Source organism: Vitreoscilla filiformis (assembly GCF_002222655.1).
Taxonomy (GTDB): Bacteria; Pseudomonadota; Gammaproteobacteria; order Burkholderiales; family Burkholderiaceae_C; genus Ideonella; species Ideonella filiformis.
In genome coordinates, this window is sequence record NZ_CP022423.1 from 2,801,425 (window position 1) to 2,827,665 (window position 26,241).

Sequence of the window (26,241 nt, forward strand, 5' to 3'; positions counted from 1 at the left end):
AAGAGGCCAAGGTCAGGGCTGCTTGAGGCTGTCTGCGTAGGACTTGATTCTGCGCATTCCGTCCGCCATGCACGCCTCCATTTTTTGACCTGCCTCATCTCCATGCACCTGGTAATCGGTGGCCATTTGGTTGGCCTGCGCCGCGATTTCTTCCTGCGTCCCAGCTTTCTCAACAGCCGTGACGAACGGCTCCAACAACTCTTTGCAGCAGCCAAAAATCGTGGGCTCCAGGGCTTTTCTCCAAAGAACATTTCCCACGAGTTCCGCCTTGGCCTCGTTTTCATCCTTGAAGTGCTTGCCCTTGGCCGCCGCCCCTTTGATGAATCCCTTGACAACACCCCGGGTCGTCACGGCCATGCAACTGCCGATGCTGGTGTGAATGGCCGCAACCCTCATCATCTCGATGCCAGACGGCGCTTGCGCATGAACCGGCACTGAAACAGCCACCACCAGCGCCAGCATCCATGTTTTACGCATCATGCACTCCTTGTTGTTTGAGTTTGATTGTGTTGGCTCACCCTCTTTACAGCAGGTGACCAGGGTCAAGGCATCCCGGTTTTAACCTGCCGGTCTTTTCACGGCTTCCGCACATCCGCCACCACGTTCTGCCCGAAATCCGGGCGCTCCCACCAGGCCATCACGCACCGCGCCACGTCGTCAGGGTGCAGCAACTGGCCGTGAGCGTGCAGGCGGGCGAAGCTGGGTTGATCGGGAAACGCCTGCGGGTCGGCTTGGCGCAGTTGGACTTGCATGTCCGTGTCGATCACCCCGGGCGCCAGTGACACCACCCGCGCTCCGTTGGGCCGCTGCGCTTCTTCCAACGCCACGCAGCGGCTGAAATGATCCAGCCCCGCCTTGGCCGCACAGTAAGCCGCACCGGACGCCATGGGCCGCTGCCCCAAACCCGACGAGATGTTCAGCACCTTGCGCGCCCCCGTCCAACTTTGTGTGCCGCGCAAGAACAGCCCCGTCAACACCATCGCTGCTTCCAGACCGACGCGCAAAGCCCGCCCCGTGTCCTCCGGTGCTTGCGCCGACAAAGGCAGCAGCGGCGCCATGTATCCCGCATTGTTGATGAGCGTGACCGCCGGGTAACGATCCCCGGGTTGCGCTTGCAACCACTCCAGCAAGGGCCAAGCCGCTCGCTCTGGCTCGTTCAAGTCGAAGCGCCATTGGTGCAAGATCGCACCTTCACGTTCGGCCATTTCGTCCAGTGCCGGCTCCGAGGTGCGCGCCACGCCGATGACGGTGTGGCGCCGCTGCAAACACTGGCGCACCAGCGCCGCACCCAGACCACGAGAAGCACCCGTGACGATGGTCAGTGGAAAAGTTTGAGGCATGTGTGTCTCCTGAAATCGTGGTGCCCCGCCCGACAATGCATGCATGGACACCCCCTCAACACCTCATTCTGCGCCCACCCGCCCCACCTCATCGCGCTGGTGGTGGCGCCCCCTGCCTCTGGCCCTGATCGCCACGGTGCTGCTGCTGCTGTTGGCCAGCGGCCCCTTCTTGCTCACTTGGCTGAATCCGTCGCCACCCACCACGCCGGCGGTGGGCATGCCGTGGCAGGTGCAGGTTGATGCCGACGGTCGCAGCGAAGTGTTTGGCCTGCGTTTGGGCGTCACCCGCTTGGCCGATGTGCAAACCCACTTTGCCGCCGACCTGAGTCTGGCCGTGGTGGCCTCGCGTGACCGGGCGCCCACCTTGGAAGCTTATGTGGAGAGTTTCCGTGCCGGCTTCATCACAGGCAAGCTGGTGCTGGCGTTCGATGCCGATGCTGGCTGGTTGGAGCGCGCTCCGAAACGCGCTGTCGGCCACGATGTCGGTGAGGGCGGGCGCAGTGTGCGCTACAAACTCAGCGCCGACGATTGGGCCATGGCCGCCTCCGCACGCCTGATCGCCCTGAGTTTTGTGCCCTCCGCCCGGTTGGATGAGGACGTGGTGCAGCAGCGTTTTGGCCCCCCCACTGAGCGCCTGTCGGGCCCCGGCGGTGAGCTGCAATTGCTCTACCCCGCATCGGGGGTGGCGGTGGCGCTACCGCCTGCGCAGGGCGAGAGCGCCCGGGCGAAGTCCCTCATCCAGTACGTGGCCCCGGCGCAGTTCGAAACGCTGCTACGCGCCCCCCTGAAGGCCGCCTCAGTCCCCTGACCTGCGACCCGCCTCAGAACGGCACAGGCGCCTGCAAGCACACACGCACCCCACTCACCGGATGCGGCAGACTCAGGGTGCAAGCGTGCAGCAGCAAACGCGGCGCTTGGGCCACCACCTCTGGCGGGGCATACAACTCATCCCCCAAGATGGGGTGGCCCAGCGCCATCAAATGCACACGCAGTTGGTGAGAACGCCCGGTCACCGGTTTCAACCGCAGCCGGGTGGTGCCGTGAACGGGGTCACGCGCCAACACCTCCCAGCGCGTCAGGGACGGTTTGCCCAGCACGGGATCGATTTTTTGGCGTGGCCGGTTGGGCCAATCACAGATCAGCGGCCAGTCGATTTCGCCCGCATCGTCGGCCAACAAACCGCTGACCACGGCCTCGTAGACCTTGTCGGTCTGACGCTGCTCGAAGGCCCGACTCAGGGCACGCTGGGCCTGTGCGCCCCGCCCCAGCACCAAGACGCCGGAGGTGCCCATGTCCAAGCGATGCACGATGGCTGCATCGGCCCACACGGCTTGCACGCGGGCGCTGACGCAGTCGGCATGCTCAGCCCCCCGCCCGGGGACGGACAGCAAACCCGAAGGCTTGTCCACCGCCACCATTTGTTCATCCAGCCACACCACGGGCGGCAGCCCCGCCGGGACTTTGGCTTGCAATCCCCCCACGACCGACTCCTTTGCGTCTTGCATTTGACTGCGGGCCGCGAGTGTGCCTCACCGCTACACTGCCGCCATGTTGAGCGACCTCTTCCCCCCTGACCCCCTACCCTACCTGCTCGGCGGCATGTGGATTGGCCTGGCGATCGGGCTGTTGTACGTGTTCACCGGGCGTTTCGGCGGTGTAAGCACCACGTTCTCCTCAACGTGGTCGCTGGTGCTGAAGCTGTCTTACTTCCGTCAACCCTCGGTGTGGAACGCACGCGGCTGGCGCCTGGCCTATGCCCTGGGTTTGGTGCTGGGCGGCCTGTACTGGGCCCTGCACGCCCCTGCGAACACGTCGCTGAACAGCGGGCTGCCCGCGTGGCGGCTGTTCTTGGGCGGGTTGATCGCTGGTGTGGGCGCACGCATGGCCAGTGGCTGCACCGCCGGCCATGGCATTTGCGGCCTGGGTTCGCTGCGCAAAGCCTCTTTTGTGGCGGTGCCCGTGTTTTTGGTTGCGGCCATCGTCACGGCCAACGTCCTGCAACGCTTGCTCTGAGCTTCCCATGCTGAACCGTTTGTTGCAGCAACTGCTGCGCTACATCGACCTGGTGTTCATCACGCTGTGCAGCCCCCCGGTGCCTGGCCTCCTGCGCGGGGCGGTGGTTCTGGTGTGCGGTGGGCTGTTTGGCTACGGCCTGGGCCTGTCCACCATGATCTCCCCTCGGGAGGTGTCCGAGTTCTTGCTGTTGAACAACCTGGGGCTGCTGTTGGTGCTGGGTTCGGCTGTGGGTGTCGCTGCTGTGTTTTTGCTGCTGGCCCCGCGAGGCATGCCGCAGCCGCTGCTGGGTGGCGTTTTCGAGCGCAATCATGTGGCCATCAACCTCCCGCTGGTGCTGGGGGCCTTGCTGTTTGGCATCGGTTGGGGCATGACGGGGGTCTGCCCCGGCCCCGCCCTGGCGGGCCTGGGCGCGGGCAACTGGGAAATGCTGTGGTCTCTCCTCGGTCTGCTGGCCGGTGGCCTGCTGCACGGTCTGGTGATGAGCTGGTTTGACCGTCGCCCTTGACCGTCACTCGTGCCGCAACGCCTCGATCGGATCGAGCCGCGCCGCCCGCCGCGCCGGGAAGTAGCCAAACACCACGCCAATCAGCGCCGAAAACCCAAACGCCAGCAGGTTGATCCCCGGGTTGAACAAAAACGGCAAGCTCATGAGCTGCGCCAGCCCCACCGTGGCCCCCAGCGCCAGCACCACGCCGACCAGCCCCCCGAGCGACGACAGCACCACCGCTTCGATCAAAAACTGCCACAGCACGTCGCGCTCCAGGGCACCGATGGCCAAGCGCACACCGATCTCGCGGGTGCGCTCGGTCACGCTCACCAGCATGATGTTCATGATGCCGATGCCGCCCACCAGCAAACTCACTGCGGCCACGGCGCCCAGCAGCGAGGTCATGAGCTGCGTCGTGCCGGACAGCGTTTGCGCGATCTGGGCCGTGTCGAGGATGTTGAAGTTGTCGTCGGCGTCGTCGGTGAGTTTGCGGCGCTCGCGCAGCAGGGCGCGCAGGGCGCTGGTGATGCGTTCGGTGTCGGCGCCGTCGCGCATCGACACCAGCAAGGTGTTGACCTTGGTCGAGCCTGTCACCCGGCGCTGCGCGGTGCGGATCGGGATCACGATCGTGTCGTCCTGATCCATGCCCATGGCGGCCTGCCCTTTGGCCGCCAAGGTGCCGACGACCTCGCACGAAAAACTTTTCACCCGCACCTGCTCGCCCAACACCTCGGCGTCAGCGCCGAACAGCTCGCGCTTGACCGTGGCCCCCAGCAGGCACACCGCCGCGCCGCTGCTCAATTCTTCGTCTGAAAACGCGCGCCCGCTGGCCAGCGTCCAGTTGCCGGTGACGAGCCACGCGTTGGTGCTGCCTTGGATGGTGGTTTGCCAGTTTTTGCCGTTGGCGATCACCGTCACGCCCGAGCGCACCTCGGGCGCCACCGCCTTCAAGCCGCCGATGCGGGAGGCGATGATGTCCGCGTCCGCTTCTTTGAACGCCGGCGCCCCCGCGCTGCCCATGCCCGGCCCGAGGCGCTGCCCTGGGCGAATTTGCAGCAGGTTGCTGCCCAAACTGCTGATTTGATCGCGCACCGCTTGGGTCGCGCCCTGGCCCAGCGTCACCATGGTGATGACCGCCGCCACGCCAATGACGATGCCCAACACGGTCAAGAACGACCGCAGCACGTTGCGCCGGATCGCCCGCAAGGCCAGCAAAAAGGTGTTGCCCAGCATGTTCAAACTCCGGTGCCGGGGCGCTCTTCGCGCTCGATGCACCCATCGCGGAAGTGGACGATGCGCCGGGCGTAGCCGGCCATGTCCGGCTCGTGCGTCACCATCAGCACAGTGATGCCTTGCTCGCGATTCAACCGGCCCAACAGCTCCATGATTTCGTGGCTGCGCGCCGAATCGAGGTTGCCGGTCGGTTCATCGGCCAGCAGCACACGCGGTTCGGTGACGATGGCGCGGGCAATCGCCACCCGCTGCTGTTGCCCGCCGGACAACTCCCCCGGCGTGTGATGCCCCCAGCCTTCCAGCCCCACTTGCGCCAGCGCTTTGTGAGCGGCGGCGCGGCGCATGGCGGCGCTTTCACCTCGGTAGAGCAGCGGCAGTTCGACGTTTTCTTGCGCCGACGTGCGCGCCAGCAAGTTGAAGCCCTGGAACACAAACCCCAAGTAACGCCGTCGCAACAAGGCACGCTGATCGCGGTTGAGCTGATGCACCGGCAGGCCGTCGAGCCAATACGCGCCGGCGCTGGGGGTGTCCAAGCAGCCCAGCGTGTTCATGGCGGTGGATTTGCCCGAACCGCTCGGCCCCATGATGGCGACGAACTCGCCGGCCTCGATGTCCAAATCCACCCCTTTGAGCGCTTGGAACGCCACCTCGCCGCTGCCATAGGTTTTGGTGACGCCCCGCAGGCGGATGAGGGTTGCGTCGGACGTCATGGCACCGCCCCGCCGGTTTGTTGATCGACGATCACCGCCAAGCCTTCGCGCACGCCCTCGCCGCTGACCTCCGTCAGCCGCCCGTTGTTCAAACCCACGGTGACGGGCACGGGCTGCGGGCGCCCGTCTTGCAGCACCCAGATTTGGCGCGCATTGCCGGTGGGCTTGCTGGCTTTGCGGTTGCCGCCCATGCCGGGTGGGCGGGGCATGAGTTTGTCCATCACACTGCCGCCGCCGTTACCGCCGGGGCCTGCCGTTGGCTCCGACGCCAAGCGAGGTGAAAAACTCAGCGCCGTGTTCGGCACCAACCACACGCCCCGATGCTCTTGGGCGGCGATGGTGGCGGTGGCCGTCATGCCGGGGCGCAGGGTCAAATCGTCGTTGGCCACGGCCAGCTCGGTGGTGTAGGTGACGACGTTGTCGGTGGTCGTCGAGCCATACGCCACCCGCGTGATGGTGGCCGGGTACTTGCGCTGCGGCCAGGCACTCACGCTGAAACTGGCGCGCTGGCCGGTTTGCACTTGGCCGACATCGGCTTCGTCGATGTCCACCGAGAGTTTCATCTGACGCAAATCTTCCGCCAGGGTGAACAGCGTCACCGCTTGCAGCGAGGCGGCCACGGCGTAGCCCGGCTCAACGTTGCGCGTCAAGATCACCCCGTCGAACGGCGCCCGGATCGACGCTTTGGCCAAGTTCGTGCGGTTGGTGCTGAGTGTCGCTTCGGCTTGGGTGATGCTGGCGCGGGCGGCAGCTTCGTTGGCCTCGGCTTTGGCGAGGCTGGCGTGGGCGCTGTCCAGCTCGGTGGCGGCAGGCAGTTGGCCACCCGACAGGCGTTTGACTTCCTCCAAGCGCGCCCAGGTGGCGCGGGCTTCTTGGGTGGCGGCTTGGGTCTGGCGCCAGGTGGCTTTGGCGCTGGCGAGCGCGGCCTCGGATTGGGTGATTTGATCCGTCAGCTTGGCTTTGTCCAGCTCGACCAAAATTTGGCCTTGTTTGACGCGATCGTTCACATCCACCAACACCCGCGCCACCGTGCCAGACAGCTCGCTGCCGATGCTCACCGAACGAATCGGCTTCAACGTGCCATTGGCGGTGACGGTGGTGGCCAAATCGCCGCGCCGAATGGGCTCGGTGATGAAACGCGGCGCCGCCTGCGCTTGGGTCTGACGTTGCCACACGCTGGCCCCCATCAGCGCCGCCAACCCAACGAGCACCACGCCCCAGAGCCCGGGCCGACGCCACAGTGGGCGCACATCGCCCCGCAACCAAGCCGGCAGCGAGGTGGACGAAGAAGAATCAACAGAAGGGTTCATGCCATCACCGGATTCAGGGCGTCCAACCGCCGCCCAAAGCTTTGTAAAGACCGATCAACGCCACCAACCGCTCGGTGCGAGCGGTTTGCCAACTGAGCTGGGCGCTCAAGGCGGTGCGCTGGGCGCTGAGCAGATCGGCCAAACCGATCAGCCCGGCTTGGCGCTGGTGAGCGGACAGGCGCGCCGCCGCCTCCGCTGCCTGCGCCGCTTGGGCCAAGGTCTGGCCGCGCTCGGTTTGGCTGCGCAGGCTGACCAAAGCGTCTTCCACGTCTTTGAGCGCACTGCGCACGCTGGCGGCGTAACGCCACTGCGCGGCCTCCAGCAAGGCGTCTTGTTGCGTCACCAGGGCTTGGCGCTGCCCGCCGTCCCACAGCGTCCAATCGATGCTGGCGGCCAGCGCGGCCACACCCGTGCCCGGCGTGCCCAGGGCGGCCCAACTCAACGCCTGCCACCCCAGCGAACCGTTCAGCGACACCGCCGGCCACCCCGTCCGCCGGGTTTGCTCGCGTGTCGCCCACTGGGCACGCACGGCGGCTTCGGCTGAACGCAAGTCGGGGCGCCGGCGCAGCACATCGGCGGGAACGCCCAGGCTCAAGCGTTGCAAGGTGGGCACATCGTCCGGCAGATCGGCTTGTGGACGCAGCCGCGCCAGCATCTCTACACCGTTCATCCCAGTGAGCAACGCCATGTGGTGTTCATACGTTGCGACCTCGGCGGCCAGGCTGGGCAAGCTCGCTTCGGTCTGGGCCCAGTTCAAGCGGGCTTGTTCCAGGGCCAGTGCGCTGTCCAAACCGGCTTGGGCGCGCCAAATGGTGAGGGTCAGGGTGTCCGCCAGGCTTTGGGCGCTGGTTCGGGTGAGTTGCCAGCGCATTTGCGCGTCGCGCCACTGCACGTAGGCGATGGCGATTTCGGCGGCCAAACTCATCTGCGTGGTGGCCAGATCGGCCACAGCGGCCACCACGTTGGCCTCTTCAGCCGAAAGCTGGGCGGCCTGGGCGCCGGTCACGTCGGGCTCCCAACTGGCCGAGGCGCTGAGTTTTCTCACCAGGGTGGTGGTGCCGGCGCTGCGGCTGCTGGACGCTGTCGCTCCCACGCCAAGCTGGGGCCAGCGTTGCGCCTCCACCGCCGCCCGTGCCGCTTGCGCTTGGCGCAGCGTGGCTTGGGCGATGTGTACCTCGCTGTTGTGCTGCTGCACGGTTTGCACCAGCCACGTCAGGTCGGCATCCTGAAACTGTGCCCACCAGGTGCTGAGAACAGCGTCAGGCGCAGCGGTGGACAGCGCACCACTGCGCCACCAGGCTTCGCCCGGATTCGGCTCGGCCCCTTCGGGCGGCGGGGGCGCCGTGCTGGCACATGCCGCCAGCAGCAGCGACGCGGCGAGTGCCCCGGCCCGTCGCCTCCAAATGTCTGCATCAACCATGGTGACATGGTGCGGCCCGAGGCATGCGCCTCGTGTCGCCCGTGTGTAAAGCAGTGAAAAGTCCATGGTGACACGCCCCTGTGGCGCTTCCGGTACGCTTCCCGACCCTTTCCCCTCACATCCCTCCGCCGCCGTTGGACACCCTCGACACCCTCATCATCGGCGCTGGCGTCATCGGCCTGGCCTGCGCTGCCACCTTGGCCCGTGCCGGGCGCGACGTGCTGATCGTCGAAGCCAAAGACCGCTTCGGCAGCGCCACCAGCGCCCGCAACAGCGAAGTGATGCACGCCGGTCTGTACTACCCGACCGGCTCGCTGCGCGCCCGGCTGTGCGTGCGGGGCCGCGCCCTGCTGCAACACTTCTGCGACGCCCACGGCGTCCCCCACCGCCGCTGCGGCAAACTGGTCGTGGCCCAATCGGACGCAGAAACTGAGCGCCTGCGCCAACTCTTGGCCCAAGGCCACGCCAACGGCGTCACAGATTTACGCTGGCTTGATGGCGCCCAGGCTCGCGCCTTGGAGCCCGCGCTGCGCTGTCAAGCGGCCTTGCTCAGCCCCTCCACCGGCATTCTCGACAGCCACGCCTTGATGCTGGCCCTGCTCGCACAGGCCGAAAACCACGGCGCCACCCTGGTGCTGCGCACACCCGTCGAAGGGGGACAAGTGCAGCCAGCAGGCGATTGGATCGTGCGTTTGGGCGGGGCCATGCCGTGTACGGTGCGAGTCCGCCAGATCGTCAATGCGGCGGGGCTGCACGCTTGTCAGATGGCCCGGGCGCTCGGTGTCGATGCCCGCCACATCCCGGCGGCGTTTTATGCGCAAGGGGCTTATTTCAGCCTGTCGGGCCGTGCGCCGTTTTCGCACCTGATCTACCCAGTGCCGGGGCAAAGCTCCCACCTGGGTGTGCATCTGACCCTGGATTTGGCCGGCCAAGCCCGCTTTGGCCCGAGTTTCCGCTGGGTCGATCAGATCGATTACGCCATCGACCCGCAAGATGGCGCCCATTTCGAAACCGCCGTGCGCCAGTATTGGCCCGACCTGCCCAGCGGCCACCTGCAACCGGCCTACGCCGGCGTGCGCCCCAAAATCAGCGGCCCCGGCGAACCCACCGCCGACTTCCGCATCGACGGCCCCGACCAGCACGGCCAACCCGGGTTGGTGAACCTGCTGGGGATTGAATCCCCGGGATTAACCTCTTGTTTGGCCATCGCAGAACACGTGGCGGGTTTGCTGGTCGGCGCGGCCAGTGGGGCGGGCTGAACGTCAATCGCGGGCGTAGATGTCCACGTCCTTGGTTTCGCGCACCAACAAGGTGCCGATCACCAGCGTCAGCGCCGCCACCACCACCGGATACCACAGCCCGTGGTAGATGTTGCCGTTTTGCGCCACCATGGCAAACGCGATCGTCGGCATCAACCCCCCGAACCAACCGTTGCCGATGTGGTACGGCAAACTCATCGAGGTGTAGCGAATGCGCGTGGGGAACAGCTCCACCAGCATCGCTGCAATCGGCCCGTACACCATCGTGACGAACAACACCAGCGCAAACAGAATCGCCACGATCAGCGGTTTGTTCATCTTGGCGGGGTCGGCCCGGCTCGGATAACCCGCGTCCTTGAGCGCAGCGGCCACATCCCGTTTGAATTGGGCGATGGCCTGGGCGCTGGCTTCTTCAAAACGATGACCTTCGGGCGCCAGCACCCCGGTCGGGGGCGTCAGTGTTCGGGTGCCGATTTGCACCACGGCAGGCAGCCCCGTGGCCAGCGGTTCATTCACGTAGCTGGCTGCGTTCTGCGCCAGCACTCGCTTGGCGATGTCACACGGCGATGTGAAATCCACCTCCCGCGCCACCGGGCTACCCTGGAACGAGCAGCTCGCCGGCACCGCTTTGACCACAATGCGGGCTTGCTCTTGCGCTCGCGCCAGGTCAGGATTGGCCGCCTCGGTGAGCGCGTGGAACAACGGGAAGTAACTCACCGCCGCCAACGCCAAGCCCACCATGATGATCGGCTTGCGCCCGATGCGGTCAGACAGGGTGCCAAACACCACGAAAAACGGCGTGGCCGCCAACAGCGCCAGCGCCACCAGGATGTTGGCCAAGGAATCATCCACCTTGAGCACATTGGTCAGGAAGAACAGCGCGTAAAACTGGCCCGTGTACCAAACCACCGCCTGGCCAGCCACCAACCCCAGCAGCGCCAAGATGACGATCTTGAGGTTTTTCCAGCGGCCAAATGACTCGGTCACTGGTGCTTTGGAGGTGCGCCCCTGCTCCTTCATCTTGCGGAAAGCGGGCGACTCGTTCATCGACAGACGAATCCACACCGACACCACCAGCAGCACGATGGACATCAAAAACGGCACACGCCAGCCCCAATCGGCAAACGCGTCGGCGCCCATCAAGGTGCGCGCCAGCAAGATCACCACTAGGGACAAGAACAGCCCCAGCGTGGCCGTGGTTTGAATCCACGAGGTGTAGGCCCCCCGTTTGCCTTGCGGTGCATGTTCGGCGACGTAGGTGGCCGCCCCACCATATTCACCGCCCAAGGCCAAGCCCTGCAACATGCGCAGGCCAATCAACACCACCGGCGCCGCCACACCGATGGCGGCGTAGGACGGCAAGATCCCGACCACGAAGGTCGAGCTGCCCATGATGAGGATGGTGACCAAGAAGGTGTATTTGCGGCCAATCATGTCCCCCAGCCGACCAAACACCAGCGCGCCAAAGGGCCGGACGATGAAACCCGCCGCAAATGCCAGCAACGCGAAAATGAACGCGGCTGACGGGTCAAGCCCCGCAAAAAACTGCTTGGCGATGATCGGAGCCAGAGCCCCGTACAAATAAAAGTCGTACCACTCAAACACCGTACCCAGGGAGGAGGCGAAGATCACCTTTCTCTCCTCTCGGGTCATGGGCGCATGGGCCGTCGTTGGGATCGGGGCCATGTCTGCGTCTCCTCAGGTTGTGGCGCCCGCTCTGGGTGCCACCACGCGGACTGCCTGTATCGGTATGCATGCAGGCGCTGGACTATCGAAGCCCTCTCTGACCACGTTCTGACAGGCGCGCCCGATCGGCATTTCACAGCGATGAAGCCCCTGCCATGGCTGGGGAAAGCCCCGAGTTCGGTGCAAGGTTTTGACGCCGCTCAGCCAAGCGCTGCCAAATGACCTGGCGCTGTGCTTCGCTGCTGTCGCGCCAGAGGGTGATTTCATCGAGCGTGCGCAGGCACCCCACACACCAACCCGACGCCGGATCGATGCGGCACTGCCGCACACAGGGAGACGGCAGCGGGTTCATGCGTGCTGCACCACATCGGCCACGGGTGCGCCGCCCGTCAGGTGCGCCAGGTCGGACGGGCGCAAGCGGAACACCCCATGGGGATGGCCTGCCGCCGCCCACACTTCTTCAAATCGAAACAGCTCGCGGTCGATCAGCGTCACCGGCGGCGTGGCGTGGCCCACCGGCGACACACCCCCGATCGAAAAGCCCGTGCGGGTTTTCACGAAGTCTGCATCGGCCCGGCCAATCGGGCCGACGTGGGCAGCGACTTTTTTCTCGTCCACCCGCTTGTCACCCGAAGCAACGACCAGCACAGCCACCCCGTCGGCCTTGCGGCGGAAGATGACACTTTTGGCAATTTGCCCCGTGTGGGGCAGGCCCAGCGCTTGGGCCGCTTCTTGGCAGGTACGCGCCGGCACATCGAGCCACACCGGCACATGGGGATGGCCCCGCTCGGCCAGCACTTGTTTCACCCAGGCGAAGCCCTCGTGCGCGGCATCGTGGATGGTCGGGTCAGCAGTCACGTTCACACACTCCTTCCGATGGAACCTGTGCGATTGGAGCATGGGCACTGCGGCACAATCCTCGCCGCATGTCTGACCCCACTTTCACGCCCTGGCATCGTCTCGATCGTTTTCTGGCCCGGCTGCGCCCCCATCGTGAGCCCTTGACGCTGCTCATCGATGCGTGGGTGGTGATCGTGGCTTGGAACGCCACCTACCTGTTCCGGCTGGGCTTCGAGCGCTGGATCGTCGCCCGCCCAGACTATGACACCTGGGTGTTGTTCGGTGTCGTGCTCGTGTACTTGCTGGCCTCGGCGGCGTGCAAGGTGCCCCAGAGCATGTGGCGCTTCTGTGGTTTTGGGGAGGTCAAACGGTTGACCTTGGCCTGTGCGGTCGCTGGGCTGGTTTGTGCCGCAGGGGTGATGGGCTTGCAGCTTTACAAAGTGCCGCGTGCGGTGCTGGCCCTGCATCCGCTGGTGGTGTGGGTCGGGGTGTGTTTGGTGCGCATCGCCTACCGCATGTTGTACGAACACGCCCGGGCGCGCATCACCGGTGGTCAGGGGGACATCCGCCGCGCCGTGGTGCTTGGCGCCGGCGAGGCCGCCAAGCGCTTGCTGGCGGGCATCCACCGGCAAGGCTGGATCGTGCTGGGCTTGCTGGATGACGATCCCGCCAAACAAGGGGCCCGCATCGCAGGGGTGCCGGTGCTGGGGCCACTGGATGCGGTGTTGGACAAGGGGGTGCGTGGCGCGGCCACCCACCTGGTCATCGCCTTGCCATCGGCGAGTGCAGCCCAGCGACGCCGGGCCGTCGAGCTGGCGGGCCGCGCCGGGCTGCCTGTGCTGACGGTGCCCTCCGCCGAAGAACTGCGCGACGGACAGGCCCACGTCGATCGGGTGCGGGACATCGAGCCGGAAGACTTGCTCGGACGCGAAGCCGTGCAACTCGACGAGGCTGGCATCGGCGACGTGCTGTGCGGCAAAACCGTGTTGATCACTGGGGCTGGGGGCAGCATCGGCAGCGAGCTGTGTCGCCAGGTGGCCCGTTTTGGGCCGGCGCGGCTGGTGCTGTATGAGCTGTCCGAGTTCAACCTGTACAGCATCGAACAAGCGTTGAGCGGCCAGTTTCCGAATTTGCCGCTGGTGCGGTTGGTCGGTGATGTGCGTGATGCGCAACACCTGCGGGCCACGTTCAGCCGTTGGCGTCCGCAAGTGGTGTTCCATGCCGCCGCCTACAAGCATGTGCCGCTGATGGAGGATTTGAACGCCTGGAGCGCGCTGCGCAACAACACCCTGGGCACCTACCAAGCGGCCCGCGCCGCCGCCGAAGCTGGCGCCGAACGCTTCGTGCTGATTTCAACCGACAAGGCGGTCAATCCGACCAACGTCATGGGGGCCAGCAAGCGGGCGGCGGAAATGGTGGTGTCTTCGCTGGTGGAGGAATTCACCCACACGCGTTTCATGGCAGTGCGTTTTGGCAACGTGCTGGGCTCGTCGGGCAGCGTGATCCCGAAGTTCAAAGAGCAAATTGCCCGAGGCGGCCCTGTCACGGTGACGCACCCGGACATCATTCGCTACTTCATGACCATCCCGGAAGCGGCCCGCTTGGTGCTGCAAGCCGCTGCGATCGGTGACAGCGGCCAAGTGCTGGTGCTGGACATGGGCGAACCGGTGAAGATCGTCGATCTGGCGCGCACCATGATCCGCCTGTCTGGCCACAGCGAGCAGGACATTCCGATTGTGTTTTCCGGCCTGCGCCCCGGTGAAAAGCTGTACGAGGAGCTGTTGGCCGACGCCGATGCCACCGTGCCCACACCGATTCCCCGGTTGCGCATCGCCCGGCTGCGCGAGTCAGCCGCGTCGCTCCAAGTGGCGGATTGGCTGGCGCACATGCACCAAGCCGACTCACTGCCCGACGCCGAAGTGCGCCTGCGCTTGCGCACCCTGGTGCCGGAATACGTGCCGGCGGTCTAGGGTGTGGGATTTCATTCGTACACCACACCCAGGCTTACGCAGCACAAGACCAATCAGCCAATACGCCGCCGACGCCATACAACCACCAAACCACCCACCATCAGTGCCAGTGTGCCTGGTTCAGGTATGACGCCAGGACTAACACCACCGCTGTCCACTGGGATGGTATTAAGATCAATCAAATACATCCCACCAGAACCCTGGGCGAGCACTTGGTTCTCATTGTTAACACCCCATGCGTACGATAACGACAGACCACTGACCAACGAATTCAGGTCATACATTCCCTGACCATTGGTTCCGGTGATGAACGCATGCCAACCGCCTGACGACATTCCGTAACCCACGACAATGCCGTTGTCGTTGACACCTGTTGCGAAGCTGCTCATTCCAGCGACGCGGTTGTCCAACGATCCAAGGTCACGCATCGTGCCATCCTCATCGGTGATGAAGGCACGCGATACGAACAGACCTGAACTCGCCTTAAAAACAGAAGACCCTACCACTTGGCCGTGCTCGTTGATCCCGGAGGCATAACTGCTACCACCGTACAGCGCACCCAAGTCGTGCATTGCTCCACCGTTGACATCCGTCACAAAGGCATGCGGGGAGCCAGCCGCAGAAGATGAAAATCCGACCACCTGGCCTTTGTCATTGATACCCGTGCCATAACTGCTGCCAGAGCCAGTCAGCGTTCCCAGACTGTGCAGCGCACCTCCGTTGGCATCGGTGATGAAGGCTGTCCCAGCATTCATCCCAGCCACTTGCCCGCTGGAGTTGACACCAAAAGCTCTAGAGCCGGTGCCCCCCAACGTGTGAGTCGTGCCATCAGCCGCAGCAAAAAATGCCTGCCCTCCACTGTAGTAGCCGGAAGTACTGGTGGTCGAGAAACCCACCACTTGGCCGCCATCATTAATCCCTGTCGCAAAACTGCGGGAACCCGAAGTTCCTGGCATTAAAGCTGTGATGCCGACGCCATCAGCTCCGGTCACAAAAGCCGTTTTGTACGGGCTGTTGATCAGAGATGTCCCCACGGCTTGGCCACTTTCATTCACCCCCCAGCCATAAACAGCAAGCGGATCCAGTGTGTCTTGCGTATAGACGTCAGAACCAAGGCGCAGGGTGTGCCCAATGTTCGTGGGTAGGCTCCCCCCCGTGGACAACTGAACCACTGAAGCCGCAGTGTAAGGCGTTTGCGCATACGCGCCATGCATCACAGCAAACAGCGCCCCCATGTAAACTAATCTATTTAAGTGCATACCATCACCTCTCAAAAATATAAATTCACGTTAAGGTTTTTAACTTTGCGAAAATATACTCGCCGCGCTATTTTGGCACGAGGTGAGATCGCCGGTAATCATAATTGGCGCATGTTATGAATTCAGAGCGGTGCACAGTCTAGATTTGGAGCATGCGCAGCAAGCCAAGCCTCAGCAATATCAGCGAAGAAGCGTGAGACTTCGCAACACCTTAACTGATGTTGATAACAGAAGATGCCTTACGCCCCCCTACCCAGCGCGTAAAATATTCAATGTTCTGCACCCTGGTACGTTGGCTCCCTCATGAATTCCCCACCTTAGCCAAGGGTCTATCAGCAGTGGCGACACTGAAACGAAGCAGGTTGCATTGAGGCGCATGGTGCTTGACATGCGCAGTCGCTCGCGTAGTCTGCTCGCACACGCTAGGCATCAACACGGTGCATAGCCAAATCAAACACCAACACTTCAGCCCCATGGCCACAGCCCAGGTGCAAGAGCGGTTCGTCCCGTAAGCCCAGGGCGTCGCCGGCTTGCAAGTCGTGGCCATTGGCTTGCAGCGCACCACGTACCACCTGCACCCACACACAGCGGCCTGCTGGAATCGGCCACGATGTCTGGGCATCTCCTTCAAACCGGCCGGCGTACAACGTCGCATCGGCGTTCAGTGTCAGCATGCCTTCGCCGCCTTCGGGACGGGCCAGGCACTGCAAGACACCTGGTGCGTCGCTCCAAGCCGGCAAGCGGCATTGCTCGTAGCTGGGCGGCAGGCCGGTGCGACTCGGCAATAACCAGATTTGCAAGAAATGTGTCGTGTCCTGAGCGGCATGGTTGAACTCGCTGTGGCGCACACCCGTTCCCGCCGTCATGCGCTGCACCTCGCCAGGGTGGATGACGCTGGTGTGCCCCAAGCTGTCCCGATGCGCCAGCGCACCGGACAGCACGTAGCTGACGATCTCCATGTCCCGGTGGCCATGGGTGCCAAATCCGGTGCCCGGGGCGATGCGATCTTCGTTGATCACCCGCAGGTTGCCAAAACCCATGTGGGCCGGATCGAAGTATTCGGCAAATGAGAACGAATGGTGGCTTTTGAGCCAGCCATGGTCGGCAAAACCGCGATCGGCGGCGCGGCGCAGGGTGATCATGGACGTCTCCTTCGAATGGGAAGCCACTTTAGGACGACGAGGCTCGCCCAGGCGCGACCTCGCTTGAAGCGATCTTTCAAATAAGATGAACGATGACCATGACACCCCGCCGCAACGCCCTCACCCCCGAAGCCCTGGCCATGGTGGACACCATCGCCCGCAGTGGCAGTTTTGCCGCTGCGGCCCGCGAGTTGGGCAAAGTGCCGTCCGCTCTGACGTACTCGGTGCGCCAGTTGGAAGAGTCGCTGGATGTGCTGCTGTTTGACCGCCGCTCCCGCCAAGCTCGCCTGACGGCAGCCGGAGAAGAATTGCTGGTCGAAGGGCGGCGCCTGCTCGCGGCCATGGATGCGGTGGCCAACCGTGTGCGCCGCGTCGCCACCGGCTGGGAGACGCAGTTGACGATTGCAGCGGATGGGGTGTTGTCCCGCCTGACACTGCTGGAGTTGTGTGAAGCGTTCTACGCGCTGCGCCCCGCCCCACCGCCCCGCCATGCCGACGCCGCCCCACCGCCCGAACCCGACGCGCCTGCCGGCCCCGGCACCCGCCTGCGGCTGCGCACCGAAGTGCTCAACGGCACCTGGGAGGCCCTGGTCACCGGTGAAGCCGATTTGGCGTTGGGCGTTCCAGCGGACACGGCCAACGCGCCGGGGATTGAATCGCGGCCCTTGGGCGAGGTGGCGTTTGTGTTTGCTGTGGCGCCTCACCATCCGCTGGCTCGTCACGCTGGGCCGATCGAAGACGCGGAGCTGCTGCGTCACCGAGCCATCGCTGTGGCGGACTCGGCCCAGCGCCTCTCACCGCTGACGGTGAATTTACTGCCGGGCCAGGACGTGCTCACCGTGCCCAGCTTGCAAGCCAAGATCGAAGCGCAGGTGCGCGGCCTGGGCTGTGGTTTTGTGCCGGAACCGTTGGCGCATGATCATCTGCGCTTGGGGCGTTTGGTGGCCAAGGAAGTTCGGCGTCAGCGCCAAACCACGGCGCGATTGGCTTATGCCTGGCGTACGGGAACACCGTCCAATGCGCGGAAAAGCGTGCAAGGCTTGGCCCTGCGCTGGTGGTTGACCCAGCTCGACAGCCCCGCGACCCGCCGGGCTCTGCTGGAACGCCACAGTGGGTTGCCGAGCGATGTGGATTGAGTCATCACGGCCCTATGTGGGCCGCTTCGCGCCCTCTCCCACCGGGCCGTTGCATGCAGGCTCGCTGGTCGCGGCTTTGGCCAGTTGGCTCGATGCTCGCGCCCACGCCGGGCGTTGGCTGGTGCGCATCGAAGACATCGACACCCCACGCTGCCCGCCCGGCGCCGCCGACTTCATCCTCCAGCAACTGGCCGCCTGCGGTTTGCACGCCGATGCGCCGGTGCTGTGGCAGTCCCAGCGCACCGCGTTTTATGCTGCGGCGTTGGCGCAACTGCGTGCTCAAGGTTGGGTCTACCCTTGCAGATGCAGCCGCAAAGCGATTGAACAAGCGTTGCTGGCCCGAGGCTGGCAACCTCAGCGCCATGGTGAAAAGGTGTACCCCGGCACCTGCCGCCCCCCGGCGGGCACCGTCCCGGCAGAGGACGCCGTGGGCGAACTGCCAGCGGCATGGCGTCTGCGCACCCTCGACCCCCAAGGGGCCGATCTGATCGTCACTTGGACGGATCGCCGTCTGGGTCAGGCCCAGCAAAACATCAGCCAGACCGTGGGCGATTTCGTGCTGCGCCGCGCCGATGGACTGTGGGCCTACCAGCTTGCTGTGGTGGTGGACGATGCCGCGCAAGGCGTCACCGACGTGGTGCGCGGCGCCGATTTGGCCGATAACACGCCACGTCAATGCCACTTGCAACACGTTCTGCAACAGCCTCGCCCGCGCTACTTGCACACCCCGCTGGTGTGGGCGGCAGACGGCCAAAAGCTATCGAAACAAACCGGTGCGGCGGCACTGGACCTGCGCGATCCGCTGGCCGCGCTGGCGCAAGCCGGTCAGACCTTGGGGCTCCCTCCCCTGTCTGCCCCAACAACGGCAGACTGGTTGGCCCAAGCCGTTTCCGCCTGGACGGAACGATGGGCGATGCGCTAAAGCACCGCCTCAGCCCACACCCAGCCACTGACGCAACGGGGCGGGCATGCCCGTCTGCGCCCACTCGGCCCGGGGCACCCAGCGCCCTCGCGGGGAACGCTGCACCAACTGCGCCATCACGGCATCGGGCCACGCGGACAGATCGTCAGGCAATCGAACATGCACCGGCGTCAACGCCCAATCCAGGTGGGTCAGCACGTGGGTCAGGGTCGGTGCCACGGTGAGCGTGCCAGGCCAACCGTGCAACCAAGCACACAGCGCTGTCACATCGTCAAACTCCGGCCAGCTCCACAGCCCAGCCCACACGCCGGTGTCTGGCCGCCGCTCCAACCACACGGCATCGCCATGGCACAGCCACAGCAGCGCGTGGGCGCGTTGGCCCCGGCGCAGCTTGCGCGTCTTGACCGGATAAGCCTCCGGCTGCCCCTGCGCACGCGCCACACAATCGGACGCCAACGGGCACAGCAAGCAACGCGGCTGGCGGGGCGTACACAGCGTCGCACCCAGATCCATCAAGCCTTGGGTGTAGGCCGGCATGTCCGCCGCCACGGGCAGCAGTGCCTGCGCAAGTGCCCACAACCGACGCTCGTGGCGCACCTGCGCCAAATCGTCCCCAAACCCAAGCGCACGGCTCAACACCCGCTTGACGTTGCCATCAAGAATCGCGGCCCGTTCGTCGAAACAAAACGCGGCGATCGCCGCTGCGGTCGAAGGGCCGATGCCCGGCAGCTCGGCCAGTTGTGCCGCCGTGCGCGGGAACGCGCCTCCCCATTGCGCCATCACCTCCCGGGCACAGCGGTGCAGGTTGCGCGCCCGGCTGTAGTAACCCAAACCGGCCCACAGCGCCAGCACCTCGTCCACCTCGGCAGCGGCCAGCGTGGCCACGTCCGGGAACCGCGCCAAAAAGCGTGCGTAGTACCCCAGCACGGTGCTGACCTGGGTCTGCTGCAACATGATTTCAGACAGCCACACCCGGTACGGGTCGCGCTGGCGCTGCCAAGGCAAATCGTGCCGCCCTTGGGTGCGCTGCCATGCCACCACGCGCTGGGCCAGATCGTCGGCGCACCCGCTCATGCACCGCCCCCCAGCGCCGGGCCTTGCTCGGCACGAGCGCACAGGTCAGCCGCCAAGCGCTGGGCCTGATCCAACAAACTCATGAGCTGGGCGTCTTGGGTTTCAACCTCGGCCAACCGTTGCTCTAGGCTTTCGGTGGCGTGCTGGATGCGATCCAGCGTTTCCTTGCGGCGTTTGAAGTCGCGGCGCCGGTCTCGCAATTGGCTGTCGATCTGCGAATTGGTGATTTGATGCCAAATCTCCACCTCGCGGCTGGCCGTTTCGAACACGGCTTGCAACTTGGAACCCAGCATGCGTTGGAATTGTTCGCTGCGGATGTCCGTGCTCCCCAGACGCACCGTCTGCATCAGCCCGAAATAGCGGGCGTAGCTGCTCTCGATCAGCCCCAAATCGTGTTTGAAGCGCCCAAGATCGGGCACGGGCGTCAGCCCGAGGGTGAAGCCAAACTCGGCATTGAGCTGGGTGAACAGCGCCTGAAGCATGTCGAACACCTCGACATTGGCGCGAATCGCCGTTTCCAAATGACCTTGCAGCGTGGAACACATGCGCGCAAATGCCGCCCGAGCGCCCATGTTGATCCAGCCCGAGTTCAGCGCCGCTTGCAAACCCTGCATGACCTCGCGCACCCGCTCATCGGACAGCGACTTCAGGACGTTCTGGTGCATGCGGCTGTGTACCGTGCGCATCGCCAGCAAGCGCGACGAGCTGCGTTCAAACTCATCGTCATCACGACCGACCCGCTCCAGCAGTTGCGCTACCCGCCCTGTGCTCTTGCCGCGCAAGCCTCGCAGTTCGAGCATCAGCTCGGCGTTGTGTCGCCGCTGATCCCGCAGGCGCCGGGTCGAATAGTCGAGGATGGATTGGACGCCGCTGACCACCGCCTGGGCCAGCACCGCTTGGCGCCGAGGCAGCAAGTCTGCGTTCAGCGCCGACTCCAACGTCGGCAAGCGGCTCTGCAACAGCCCACGCACATCCCCTGCCAGCCGCGCTGTCAGCGCCTGCCGCGCCGACACTGGGAACACCCGTGCCCGCTCGATGCCCAAGGTCTGCGCTGCGCCCAAGCACTGACGCTCCACCGACGCGGCCTGCTCTTCAGGGGTGGCCAGCGGATCGGCCAGGGTGTCCACCTTGTTCAAGACCACAAAACAATCCAACCCCTGCCCGGCCAGATGGTGAGACCACACCTCCAAGTCCGAGCGCGTCACCCCCGTGTCGGCGCCAAGCACGAACAGGGCCGCATGGGCGCTGGGCAGCAACCCCAGCGTCAACTCCGGTTCGGTGCCGATGGCGTTGAGGCCGGGGGTGTCAATCACCACCAACCCCCGCTGCAACAAGGGGTGGGGGTAGTTGATGATGGCATGGCGCCAGGCCGGGATTTCCACCTGCCCATCGGGCGCGGTGGGCGGGTTGTCGGCCTCCGCGTCATCCGACCACAACCCCAGGGCCTGGGCCTGCTCGCGGCTGACACGGCGGGTTTGGGTGACTTGGGCCAACGCCTGGGCCAGTGCTTGCACATCGTCCGGATCGATCTGCCGACGGCGCCACAGGTCGCGCTTCTCGCGCCATTCGGCCAGCGTGCCGGAGGCGCGGGTTTCAATGGGCAGCAAGTCCAGCGTCGGCAGCTCATCGTCATCCCAAGACAGCTCGACCGGGCACATCGTCGTGCGCCCCGGCGTGGCAGGCAGGATGCGGCGCCCCGCGTCGGCAAAAAAGATGGCGTTGATCAGCTCACTCTTGCCGCGTGAAAACTCGGCAACGAACGCCACCACCAGTTTGTCGGACACCAAACGCTGCCGCAGCGCCTGCGACACCGCCGCCGCCGCCGGCGCCAACACATCGGCATCCGCTAGGAAGCGTTCCAGTTGCACCAAATCACGGGCCAGGGCCCAGCGCCAGTCGGCCAGGGAATCCAGGCTGGTGGCCATGGGCGGCAGCAGATCCGGAGGATCAGAGGAGGGGGGGACAGACTGCATCACGATGGGCGGCGATGCTAGCGCGAAACCACCCCAGACCAGCTCCCCAGCCTCAAGGCTGACAGCCCGGGCAGAAATAGGTGGCACGCTGACCTTGCACCAGCCGCTCAATCGTGCCTGCACAGCGGCTGCACGCCTGACCAGCACGGCCATATACACGCACCCGTGCTTGCTGGTAGGCACCGGCCACGCCGTGGGCATCCTGAAAATCTCGCAACGTCGAGCCGCCAGCGTCGATGGCCTCGCCCAACACACGGCGAATCGCCACCAGCAACGCCACGACCTGCGCCAGCGTCAACGCCGAGCACGTTGTGCGCGGATCGATGCCCGCTTCAAACAGTGCCTCGCTGGCGTAAATGTTGCCCACCCCCACCACCTCATGCCCAGCCAGCAGCGCTTGTTTGATGGCCACCCGGCGCCCTTGCCACGCAGCATGTAACCGGGCTGCGCTCAGAGTCGGATCGAACGGCTCCGCCCCCAGACGGGCCAGCAAAGCCCGCGCTGGCGCCACCGACAGCCCCGCCGACCACACCACAGCCCCGAAGCGACGAGGATCGGTCAGGCGCAACAACCCTTGCGACGTCGCCAACTCAAAATGCGCGTGCGGCCCACCGGACCCCAACCGCTCACCCCACGCCAGGGAACCCGACATGCCCAGGTGCAGCAGCAGCCCACCCGCCGCCGCCCCTTGACGTGCCAAAGGCAGCCACAGGTACTTGCCGCGCCGTGTCACAGCGCCCACATCGCAGCCCACCACATCTTCTGAGCGGCAGCCGATGGGCCACCGCAAAGGCTTCCCTAAGCGCAACGCCAGTACACGTGCGCCCTCCACACCCGCCACGGATCGGCGGGTCACTTCCACTTCTGGCAATTCCGGCATGTGGATCATCTTAAGGGGGATACCCAGTTTGCGGGCGAGTCAGGCTACAATCGCACCCTTTCACAGGTCGCACGGTTCTCCCTGTTGCAGTCCCGGCCGCGCGATACTGATGAGATCCCTCGTTGATCTCTCTCTTTCCGCCAGATGCCCTGATTGCTGCTTTACCGAGCGATCCTGAATTCTGGGTGCCCTTGGGCCGCAGTCGCCTGCTCCCCATCGCCGGACAGTGAGCGCAATGCCGCTGACGCGCCTCGTGCGCTTCTTTTCTTACCACTCCCCCAACCCCATCCTGAGCCCATCGAGCGCTCGCGCTGCGGGGAGCTGGTTGTCTGTTTACCCCGCGAGGTTGTTGCCCGTGTCGAAGGAAGACCTGATCGAAATGCGCGGCGTCGTGGCCGAAGTGTTGCCCGACTCCCGTTTCAAAGTGACGCTGGACAACGGTCACACCGTCATCGCTTACACCGGCGGCAAGATGCGCAAGCACCACATCCGCATCCTGGCGGGCGACAACGTCTCGCTGGAAATGTCCCCTTACGATCTCAGCAAGGGCCGCATCACGTTCCGCCACCTGGAGCGCTACCACGCTCCCGGCGGCACAGCCTACCCGCGTCGCCGATAAAGCAACCCGGCACGGTTTTACCCTTCCCCCTTTTTCTCACGGCCCTCGGTGGGCCAGGACTTTCACTCATGGAAAACAAGCTCTACGTCGGCAACCTGTCTTACTCGTTCCGCGACGACGACCTGTCCGAACTCTTCTCGGCCCACGGCCACGTGCAATCCGCCAAAGTCATGATGGATCGTGACACCGGTCGCTCCAAGGGCTTCGGTTTTGTCGAAATGGGCTCGGCCAGCGAAGCCCAAGCCGCCATCAGCGCCCTGAACGGCCAAACCGTGGAAGGCCGCGCCCTGGCTGTGAACGTGGCTCGCCCGCGTGAAGAGCGTCCGGGTGGCTTCGGTGGCCCGCGCACGGGTGGCTTCGGTGGTGGTCAGCGCAGCGGCGGTGGCGGCTTCGGCGGTGGCCAACGCAGCGGCGGCGGCGGTGGTGGTTTCGGCGGCGGCTACGGCAGCGGCAACCGTGGTGGTTACGGCGGCGGCCGTTCGAGCTACTGATCCAGCAGCCCCCAGGGTGACAGGCCCTGGCCGGCGTGCGACGGCTTGGCGGTGCCTAGAATCCCCGCGAACCGTCTGGAGTGATGATGAATCCACGCCGCTGCTGCGCCCGCCCTGTCTTTCCCCGCATCCAAACCGCTGTCCGGTGGCTGGCGCTGGCCGGTTGCATGACCGGTGTTCACGCCGCTCCCCCTGCGGTGAATCCAGGGGTTCTGCCGCCACCAGCGGGTGCTTCCGCTCCCGTTGAAACCGTGCCGCCTGTGGCGCCGCCGGTCAACTCGGCGCTGGACGCCCCCACGTTTTACGAAATTTTGTTGGGTGAGATCCAAGCGCAATCGGGTCAACCTGGCAACGCTTTCGAACTGATTCTCGACGCCGCCCAACGCAGCCAAGACGACGGGTTGTACCGCCGTGCCGTTGAGGTCGCCATCCAGCAGCGTTCCCCCGAGCGGGCGCTGCGCGCTGCCCAAGCGTGGCGCACCCAGTCGCCTGATTCGATTCAAGCCAACACCACGTGGGTGCAGCTGCTCATCTTCACCAATCAGCCCGACAAAATCCCAGCCGCGCTCAGCCAGGTGCTCAAACAACTGCCCGAGGGCCGGCGCGTCAGCACCATCAGCGAACTGCCGCGACACCTGGGAGCCCTGACCAGCAAAACCAAGGCGCTCAAAATCGCCGAGCAGGTGCTGACACCCTACCTCAGCGCCACGCCCACACGCACAGCGGCCCGGGTGTGTTTGGGCCAACTGGCGTTGATGGCTGGCCAAGCCGACGTCGCACTGGCCCACATGCGCCGCGCCCACAGCGATGACCCGCGTCACGCCACCCCCATTTTGCTGGCGCTCGATTTGGCCAACAACGGTCACAACGAAGCGCTGCCGGTGATTGAACGCTACGTTCAAGCCGACGACACCCCCGCCCATGTGCGCATCGCCTATGCCCGTCACTTGGAGCAGCGCCGCCGCCTGGGCCCGGCCACCGCCCAACTTCGTTTGGCACAGCGCACCCAGCCTGACAACCGAGCCGGCTGGCTGGCGCTGGGCATTCAGTTGGTGGAACTGCAAGAAGCCGCAGAGGCCATTCAGGCCCTGACCACCTACATCGATCGCCAAAGCACCGCTGGCGCCGTTGTGACTTCTGGGGATGCGGAAGCCGCTGGCGAGGCCGCCCAGCGTGCGCTGGACATCGCCCGACACTACTTGGCCAAAGCCTATCTCCAACAAAACAACACCGCCGCTGCCCAGCAATGGCTGGATCAAATTCCGCTGGAACGCACGGAGTTCGGCATGCTGTTGCAACGAGCGCAACTGCTGGTGCGTCAAAAACAGTGGCCTCAAGCGCTGACGCTGATCCGCGAGGGCCGCACCGCCACCGACATCGAACCGCGCACGCGCATCTTGGCCGAAGCCCACCTCCTGCGCGACGACGGCCAGTGGCAAGCCGCCTACGACTTGTTGCTGACGCACATGCGCCAGTCCCCCGAAGACACGGCCTTGATTTACGAGCTGGCCATCGCAGCCGAACACCTCCGACGCTACGACGACGCCGAGGTGCTGCTTCGCCGCGCCATGCAACTCGATCCCCGTGATGCCCAGGCCTACAACGCTTTGGGCTACTCCCTGGCCGAGCGCAACGAACGCCTCGACGAAGCCCATAGCCTGATCCAAAAAGCGCTGGATCTCATGCCTGACGACCCGTTCATCCAAGACAGCATGGGCTGGGTGCTGTTTCGCCAAGGCCATCTCGAACGCGCCCGCGCCCTGTTGCAACAATCGTTCGATGCGCGCCCCCACCCGGAAGTGGCCGCTCATCTGGGCGAAGTGCTGTGGGTGATGGGACAACAAGAGCAAGCCCGCACCATCTGGCGGGATGGGCTCAAGCGCGACGCCCAACACGACACCCTGCGCCAAACCCTCGATCGCCTCAAGGTTCGGTTGTGAGGGTGGCGCGCCGCCCCCTCAGCGTCGCTCTGGTGGCCTGGATGGTGGCGGGCTGTGTCAGTGCGCCCCCCACTTCGGCACTGCCTTTGGCCTACAGTGGCCGGTTGGCGGTGCGCGCAGCGGCCAGCGCCAGCCGCGCCGCAACGGCATTCAGTGCGCGCTTCGAACTCAGCGGCAACGCCACGCATGGCCGCCTGCAACTGTTCAGCCCTTTGGGCACCACGTTGGCGGATGCGTTGTGGAACCCTTCGGGCGTGGTGTTGCGCTCGGGTGAACACTTGCAGGTGTTTGACACACTGGACGACATGGCGCTCAGCGCCTTGGGACAACCCATCCCCCTGGCCGCGTTATGGGACTGGCTGGAAGGCCGCCCCCACGCCAGTACACCCGCCCTGCCCATACACGCCCCCACTGGCTTTGAACAATGGGGGTGGCGCATCGATACTTCATCGCTCCAGGATGCGGGCCTGCTGCAAGCCTCGCAGGACACGCCAGCCGGGATCACCACCCTGCGCATTCGCCTGGATCGTTGAC

The 26,241-nt window shown here is 64.9% G+C and carries 26 protein-coding genes; 11 read left to right on the forward strand and 15 right to left on the reverse strand.

Features of this window, described 5'->3' with window-relative positions; translation table 11 throughout:
• Window positions 1-12 precede the first annotated feature (12 nt).
• Together VITFI_RS13195 and VITFI_RS13200 are read right to left on the reverse strand one after the other, a co-directional pair.
• Entirely contained in the window at window positions 13-546 is a 534-nt protein-coding gene (locus VITFI_RS13195; RefSeq protein ID WP_157725683.1) for a hypothetical protein, read from the reverse strand.
• 29 nt (window positions 547-575) lie between these two features.
• Complete coding sequence (locus tag VITFI_RS13200) at window positions 576-1,340, reverse strand: SDR family NAD(P)-dependent oxidoreductase (RefSeq protein ID WP_089417356.1); 765 nt, start codon at window positions 1,338-1,340, stop codon at window positions 576-578.
• A gap of 43 nt (window positions 1,341-1,383) precedes the next feature.
• On the opposite strand from VITFI_RS13200, the gene VITFI_RS13205 reads away from it, so the two are divergent.
• On the forward strand, window positions 1,384-2,148 hold the full coding sequence (locus tag VITFI_RS13205) for a hypothetical protein (protein ID WP_089417357.1): 765 nt from the start codon (window positions 1,384-1,386) through the stop codon (window positions 2,146-2,148).
• Window positions 2,149-2,161: 13 nt separating this feature from the next.
• On the opposite strand, the gene VITFI_RS13210 is transcribed toward VITFI_RS13205, so the two are convergent.
• Window positions 2,162-2,821 carry a pseudouridine synthase gene (locus tag VITFI_RS13210; protein ID WP_232476621.1) on the reverse strand — a complete coding sequence of 220 codons (660 nt, stop codon included), beginning with the start codon at window positions 2,819-2,821 and terminating at the stop codon, window positions 2,162-2,164.
• Between the two features lie 67 nt (window positions 2,822-2,888).
• Here VITFI_RS13210 and VITFI_RS13215 point away from each other — a divergent pair, with 67 nt between their 5' ends.
• Together VITFI_RS13215 and VITFI_RS13220 are read left to right on the forward strand one after the other, a co-directional pair.
• Window positions 2,889-3,353 (forward strand): YeeE/YedE family protein, encoded by a 465-nt coding sequence (locus VITFI_RS13215; protein ID WP_089417359.1) that lies wholly within the window; start codon window positions 2,889-2,891, stop codon window positions 3,351-3,353.
• A gap of 7 nt (window positions 3,354-3,360) precedes the next feature.
• Complete coding sequence (locus VITFI_RS13220) at window positions 3,361-3,861, forward strand: DUF6691 family protein (protein ID WP_157725684.1); 501 nt, start codon at window positions 3,361-3,363, stop codon at window positions 3,859-3,861.
• Window positions 3,862-3,864: 3 nt separating this feature from the next.
• Here the strand turns inward: VITFI_RS13220 and VITFI_RS13225 are convergent, their stop codons facing one another.
• From VITFI_RS13225 to VITFI_RS13240, 4 genes are read right to left on the reverse strand one after another with little or no spacing between them, the layout of a single operon-like run.
• A complete protein-coding gene (locus tag VITFI_RS13225) occupies window positions 3,865-5,076 on the reverse strand; it encodes an ABC transporter permease (RefSeq protein WP_089417360.1) in 1,212 nt (403 codons plus the stop codon).
• A 2-nt stretch (window positions 5,077-5,078) separates the two neighbouring features.
• Window positions 5,079-5,786 carry an ABC transporter ATP-binding protein gene (locus VITFI_RS13230; protein ID WP_089417361.1) on the reverse strand — a complete coding sequence of 236 codons (708 nt, stop codon included), beginning with the start codon at window positions 5,784-5,786 and terminating at the stop codon, window positions 5,079-5,081.
• On the reverse strand, window positions 5,783-7,096 hold the full coding sequence (locus tag VITFI_RS13235) for an efflux RND transporter periplasmic adaptor subunit (RefSeq protein WP_089417362.1): 1,314 nt from the start codon (window positions 7,094-7,096) through the stop codon (window positions 5,783-5,785). Before VITFI_RS13235 ends, VITFI_RS13230 begins: the two co-directional genes overlap by 4 nt.
• 13 nt (window positions 7,097-7,109) lie before the next feature.
• A complete protein-coding gene (locus tag VITFI_RS13240; RefSeq protein WP_157725685.1) occupies window positions 7,110-8,516 on the reverse strand; it encodes an efflux transporter outer membrane subunit in 1,407 nt (468 codons plus the stop codon).
• A gap of 134 nt (window positions 8,517-8,650) precedes the next feature.
• Here VITFI_RS13240 and VITFI_RS13245 point away from each other — a divergent pair, with 134 nt between their 5' ends.
• Entirely contained in the window at window positions 8,651-9,775 is a 1,125-nt protein-coding gene (locus VITFI_RS13245) for an NAD(P)/FAD-dependent oxidoreductase (RefSeq protein ID WP_089417364.1), read from the forward strand.
• Between the two features lie 3 nt (window positions 9,776-9,778).
• On the opposite strand, the gene VITFI_RS13250 is transcribed toward VITFI_RS13245, so the two are convergent.
• The 3 genes from VITFI_RS13250 to VITFI_RS13260 form a co-directional block, all read right to left on the reverse strand.
• Window positions 9,779-11,461 carry an MFS transporter gene (locus tag VITFI_RS13250; RefSeq protein ID WP_198301477.1) on the reverse strand — a complete coding sequence of 561 codons (1,683 nt, stop codon included), beginning with the start codon at window positions 11,459-11,461 and terminating at the stop codon, window positions 9,779-9,781.
• A gap of 133 nt (window positions 11,462-11,594) precedes the next feature.
• A complete protein-coding gene (locus tag VITFI_RS13255; RefSeq protein ID WP_089417365.1) occupies window positions 11,595-11,813 on the reverse strand; it encodes a DUF1289 domain-containing protein in 219 nt (72 codons plus the stop codon).
• Entirely contained in the window at window positions 11,810-12,319 is a 510-nt protein-coding gene (locus VITFI_RS13260; RefSeq protein WP_232476622.1) for a YbaK/EbsC family protein, read from the reverse strand. The genes VITFI_RS13255 and VITFI_RS13260 overlap by 4 nt, the downstream gene beginning before the upstream one ends.
• Window positions 12,320-12,387: 68 nt before the next feature.
• On the opposite strand from VITFI_RS13260, the gene VITFI_RS13265 reads away from it, so the two are divergent.
• Window positions 12,388-14,271, forward strand: coding sequence for a polysaccharide biosynthesis protein (locus VITFI_RS13265; RefSeq protein ID WP_089417367.1), 1,884 nt, complete (start codon window positions 12,388-12,390; stop codon window positions 14,269-14,271).
• Between the two features lie 53 nt (window positions 14,272-14,324).
• Here VITFI_RS13265 and VITFI_RS13270 read toward each other — a convergent pair whose 3' ends face one another.
• Entirely contained in the window at window positions 14,325-15,506 is a 1,182-nt protein-coding gene (locus tag VITFI_RS13270) for a DUF3466 family protein (RefSeq protein ID WP_198301478.1), read from the reverse strand.
• A 446-nt stretch (window positions 15,507-15,952) separates the two neighbouring features.
• On the reverse strand, window positions 15,953-16,672 hold the full coding sequence (locus VITFI_RS13275; protein WP_089417369.1) for a pirin family protein: 720 nt from the start codon (window positions 16,670-16,672) through the stop codon (window positions 15,953-15,955).
• A gap of 92 nt (window positions 16,673-16,764) precedes the next feature.
• Here VITFI_RS13275 and VITFI_RS13280 point away from each other — a divergent pair, with 92 nt between their 5' ends.
• Together VITFI_RS13280 and gluQRS are read left to right on the forward strand one after the other, a co-directional pair.
• Window positions 16,765-17,808 carry a LysR family transcriptional regulator gene (locus VITFI_RS13280; RefSeq protein ID WP_198301479.1) on the forward strand — a complete coding sequence of 348 codons (1,044 nt, stop codon included), beginning with the start codon at window positions 16,765-16,767 and terminating at the stop codon, window positions 17,806-17,808.
• Window positions 17,798-18,730, forward strand: a complete 933-nt coding sequence (gene gluQRS, locus VITFI_RS13285; RefSeq protein ID WP_089417370.1) for a tRNA glutamyl-Q(34) synthetase GluQRS — start codon at window positions 17,798-17,800, stop codon at window positions 18,728-18,730. The genes VITFI_RS13280 and gluQRS overlap by 11 nt, the downstream gene beginning before the upstream one ends.
• A gap of 9 nt (window positions 18,731-18,739) precedes the next feature.
• Here gluQRS and mutY read toward each other — a convergent pair whose 3' ends face one another.
• The 3 genes from mutY to mutM all read right to left on the reverse strand — a co-directional run bounded on the left by mutY (window position 18,740) and on the right by mutM (window position 22,657).
• The gene (gene mutY, locus VITFI_RS13290) at window positions 18,740-19,804 is read right to left on the reverse strand and encodes an A/G-specific adenine glycosylase (protein ID WP_089417371.1); all 1,065 of its coding nucleotides are present in this window, start codon (window positions 19,802-19,804) and stop codon (window positions 18,740-18,742) included.
• Window positions 19,801-21,729, reverse strand: a complete 1,929-nt coding sequence (locus VITFI_RS13295; protein WP_157725686.1) for a dynamin family protein — start codon at window positions 21,727-21,729, stop codon at window positions 19,801-19,803. The genes mutY and VITFI_RS13295 overlap by 4 nt, the downstream gene beginning before the upstream one ends.
• 100 nt (window positions 21,730-21,829) lie before the next feature.
• A complete protein-coding gene (gene mutM, locus VITFI_RS13300) occupies window positions 21,830-22,657 on the reverse strand; it encodes a bifunctional DNA-formamidopyrimidine glycosylase/DNA-(apurinic or apyrimidinic site) lyase (RefSeq protein ID WP_089418159.1) in 828 nt (275 codons plus the stop codon).
• Between the two features lie 355 nt (window positions 22,658-23,012).
• Between mutM and infA the strand changes: the two genes are divergently transcribed.
• From infA to VITFI_RS13320, 4 genes are all read left to right on the forward strand, one after another.
• Window positions 23,013-23,276 (forward strand): translation initiation factor IF-1, encoded by a 264-nt coding sequence (gene infA, locus VITFI_RS13305; protein ID WP_089418160.1) that lies wholly within the window; start codon window positions 23,013-23,015, stop codon window positions 23,274-23,276.
• Window positions 23,277-23,344: 68 nt separating this feature from the next.
• On the forward strand, window positions 23,345-23,767 hold the full coding sequence (locus tag VITFI_RS18705) for an RNA recognition motif domain-containing protein (RefSeq protein WP_089417373.1): 423 nt from the start codon (window positions 23,345-23,347) through the stop codon (window positions 23,765-23,767).
• Window positions 23,768-23,850: 83 nt separating this feature from the next.
• A complete protein-coding gene (locus tag VITFI_RS13315) occupies window positions 23,851-25,707 on the forward strand; it encodes a tetratricopeptide repeat protein (protein ID WP_089417374.1) in 1,857 nt (618 codons plus the stop codon).
• Window positions 25,708-25,709: 2 nt separating this feature from the next.
• A complete protein-coding gene (locus VITFI_RS13320; protein WP_089417375.1) occupies window positions 25,710-26,240 on the forward strand; it encodes a lipoprotein insertase outer membrane protein LolB in 531 nt (176 codons plus the stop codon).
• Window position 26,241 lies beyond the last annotated feature (1 nt).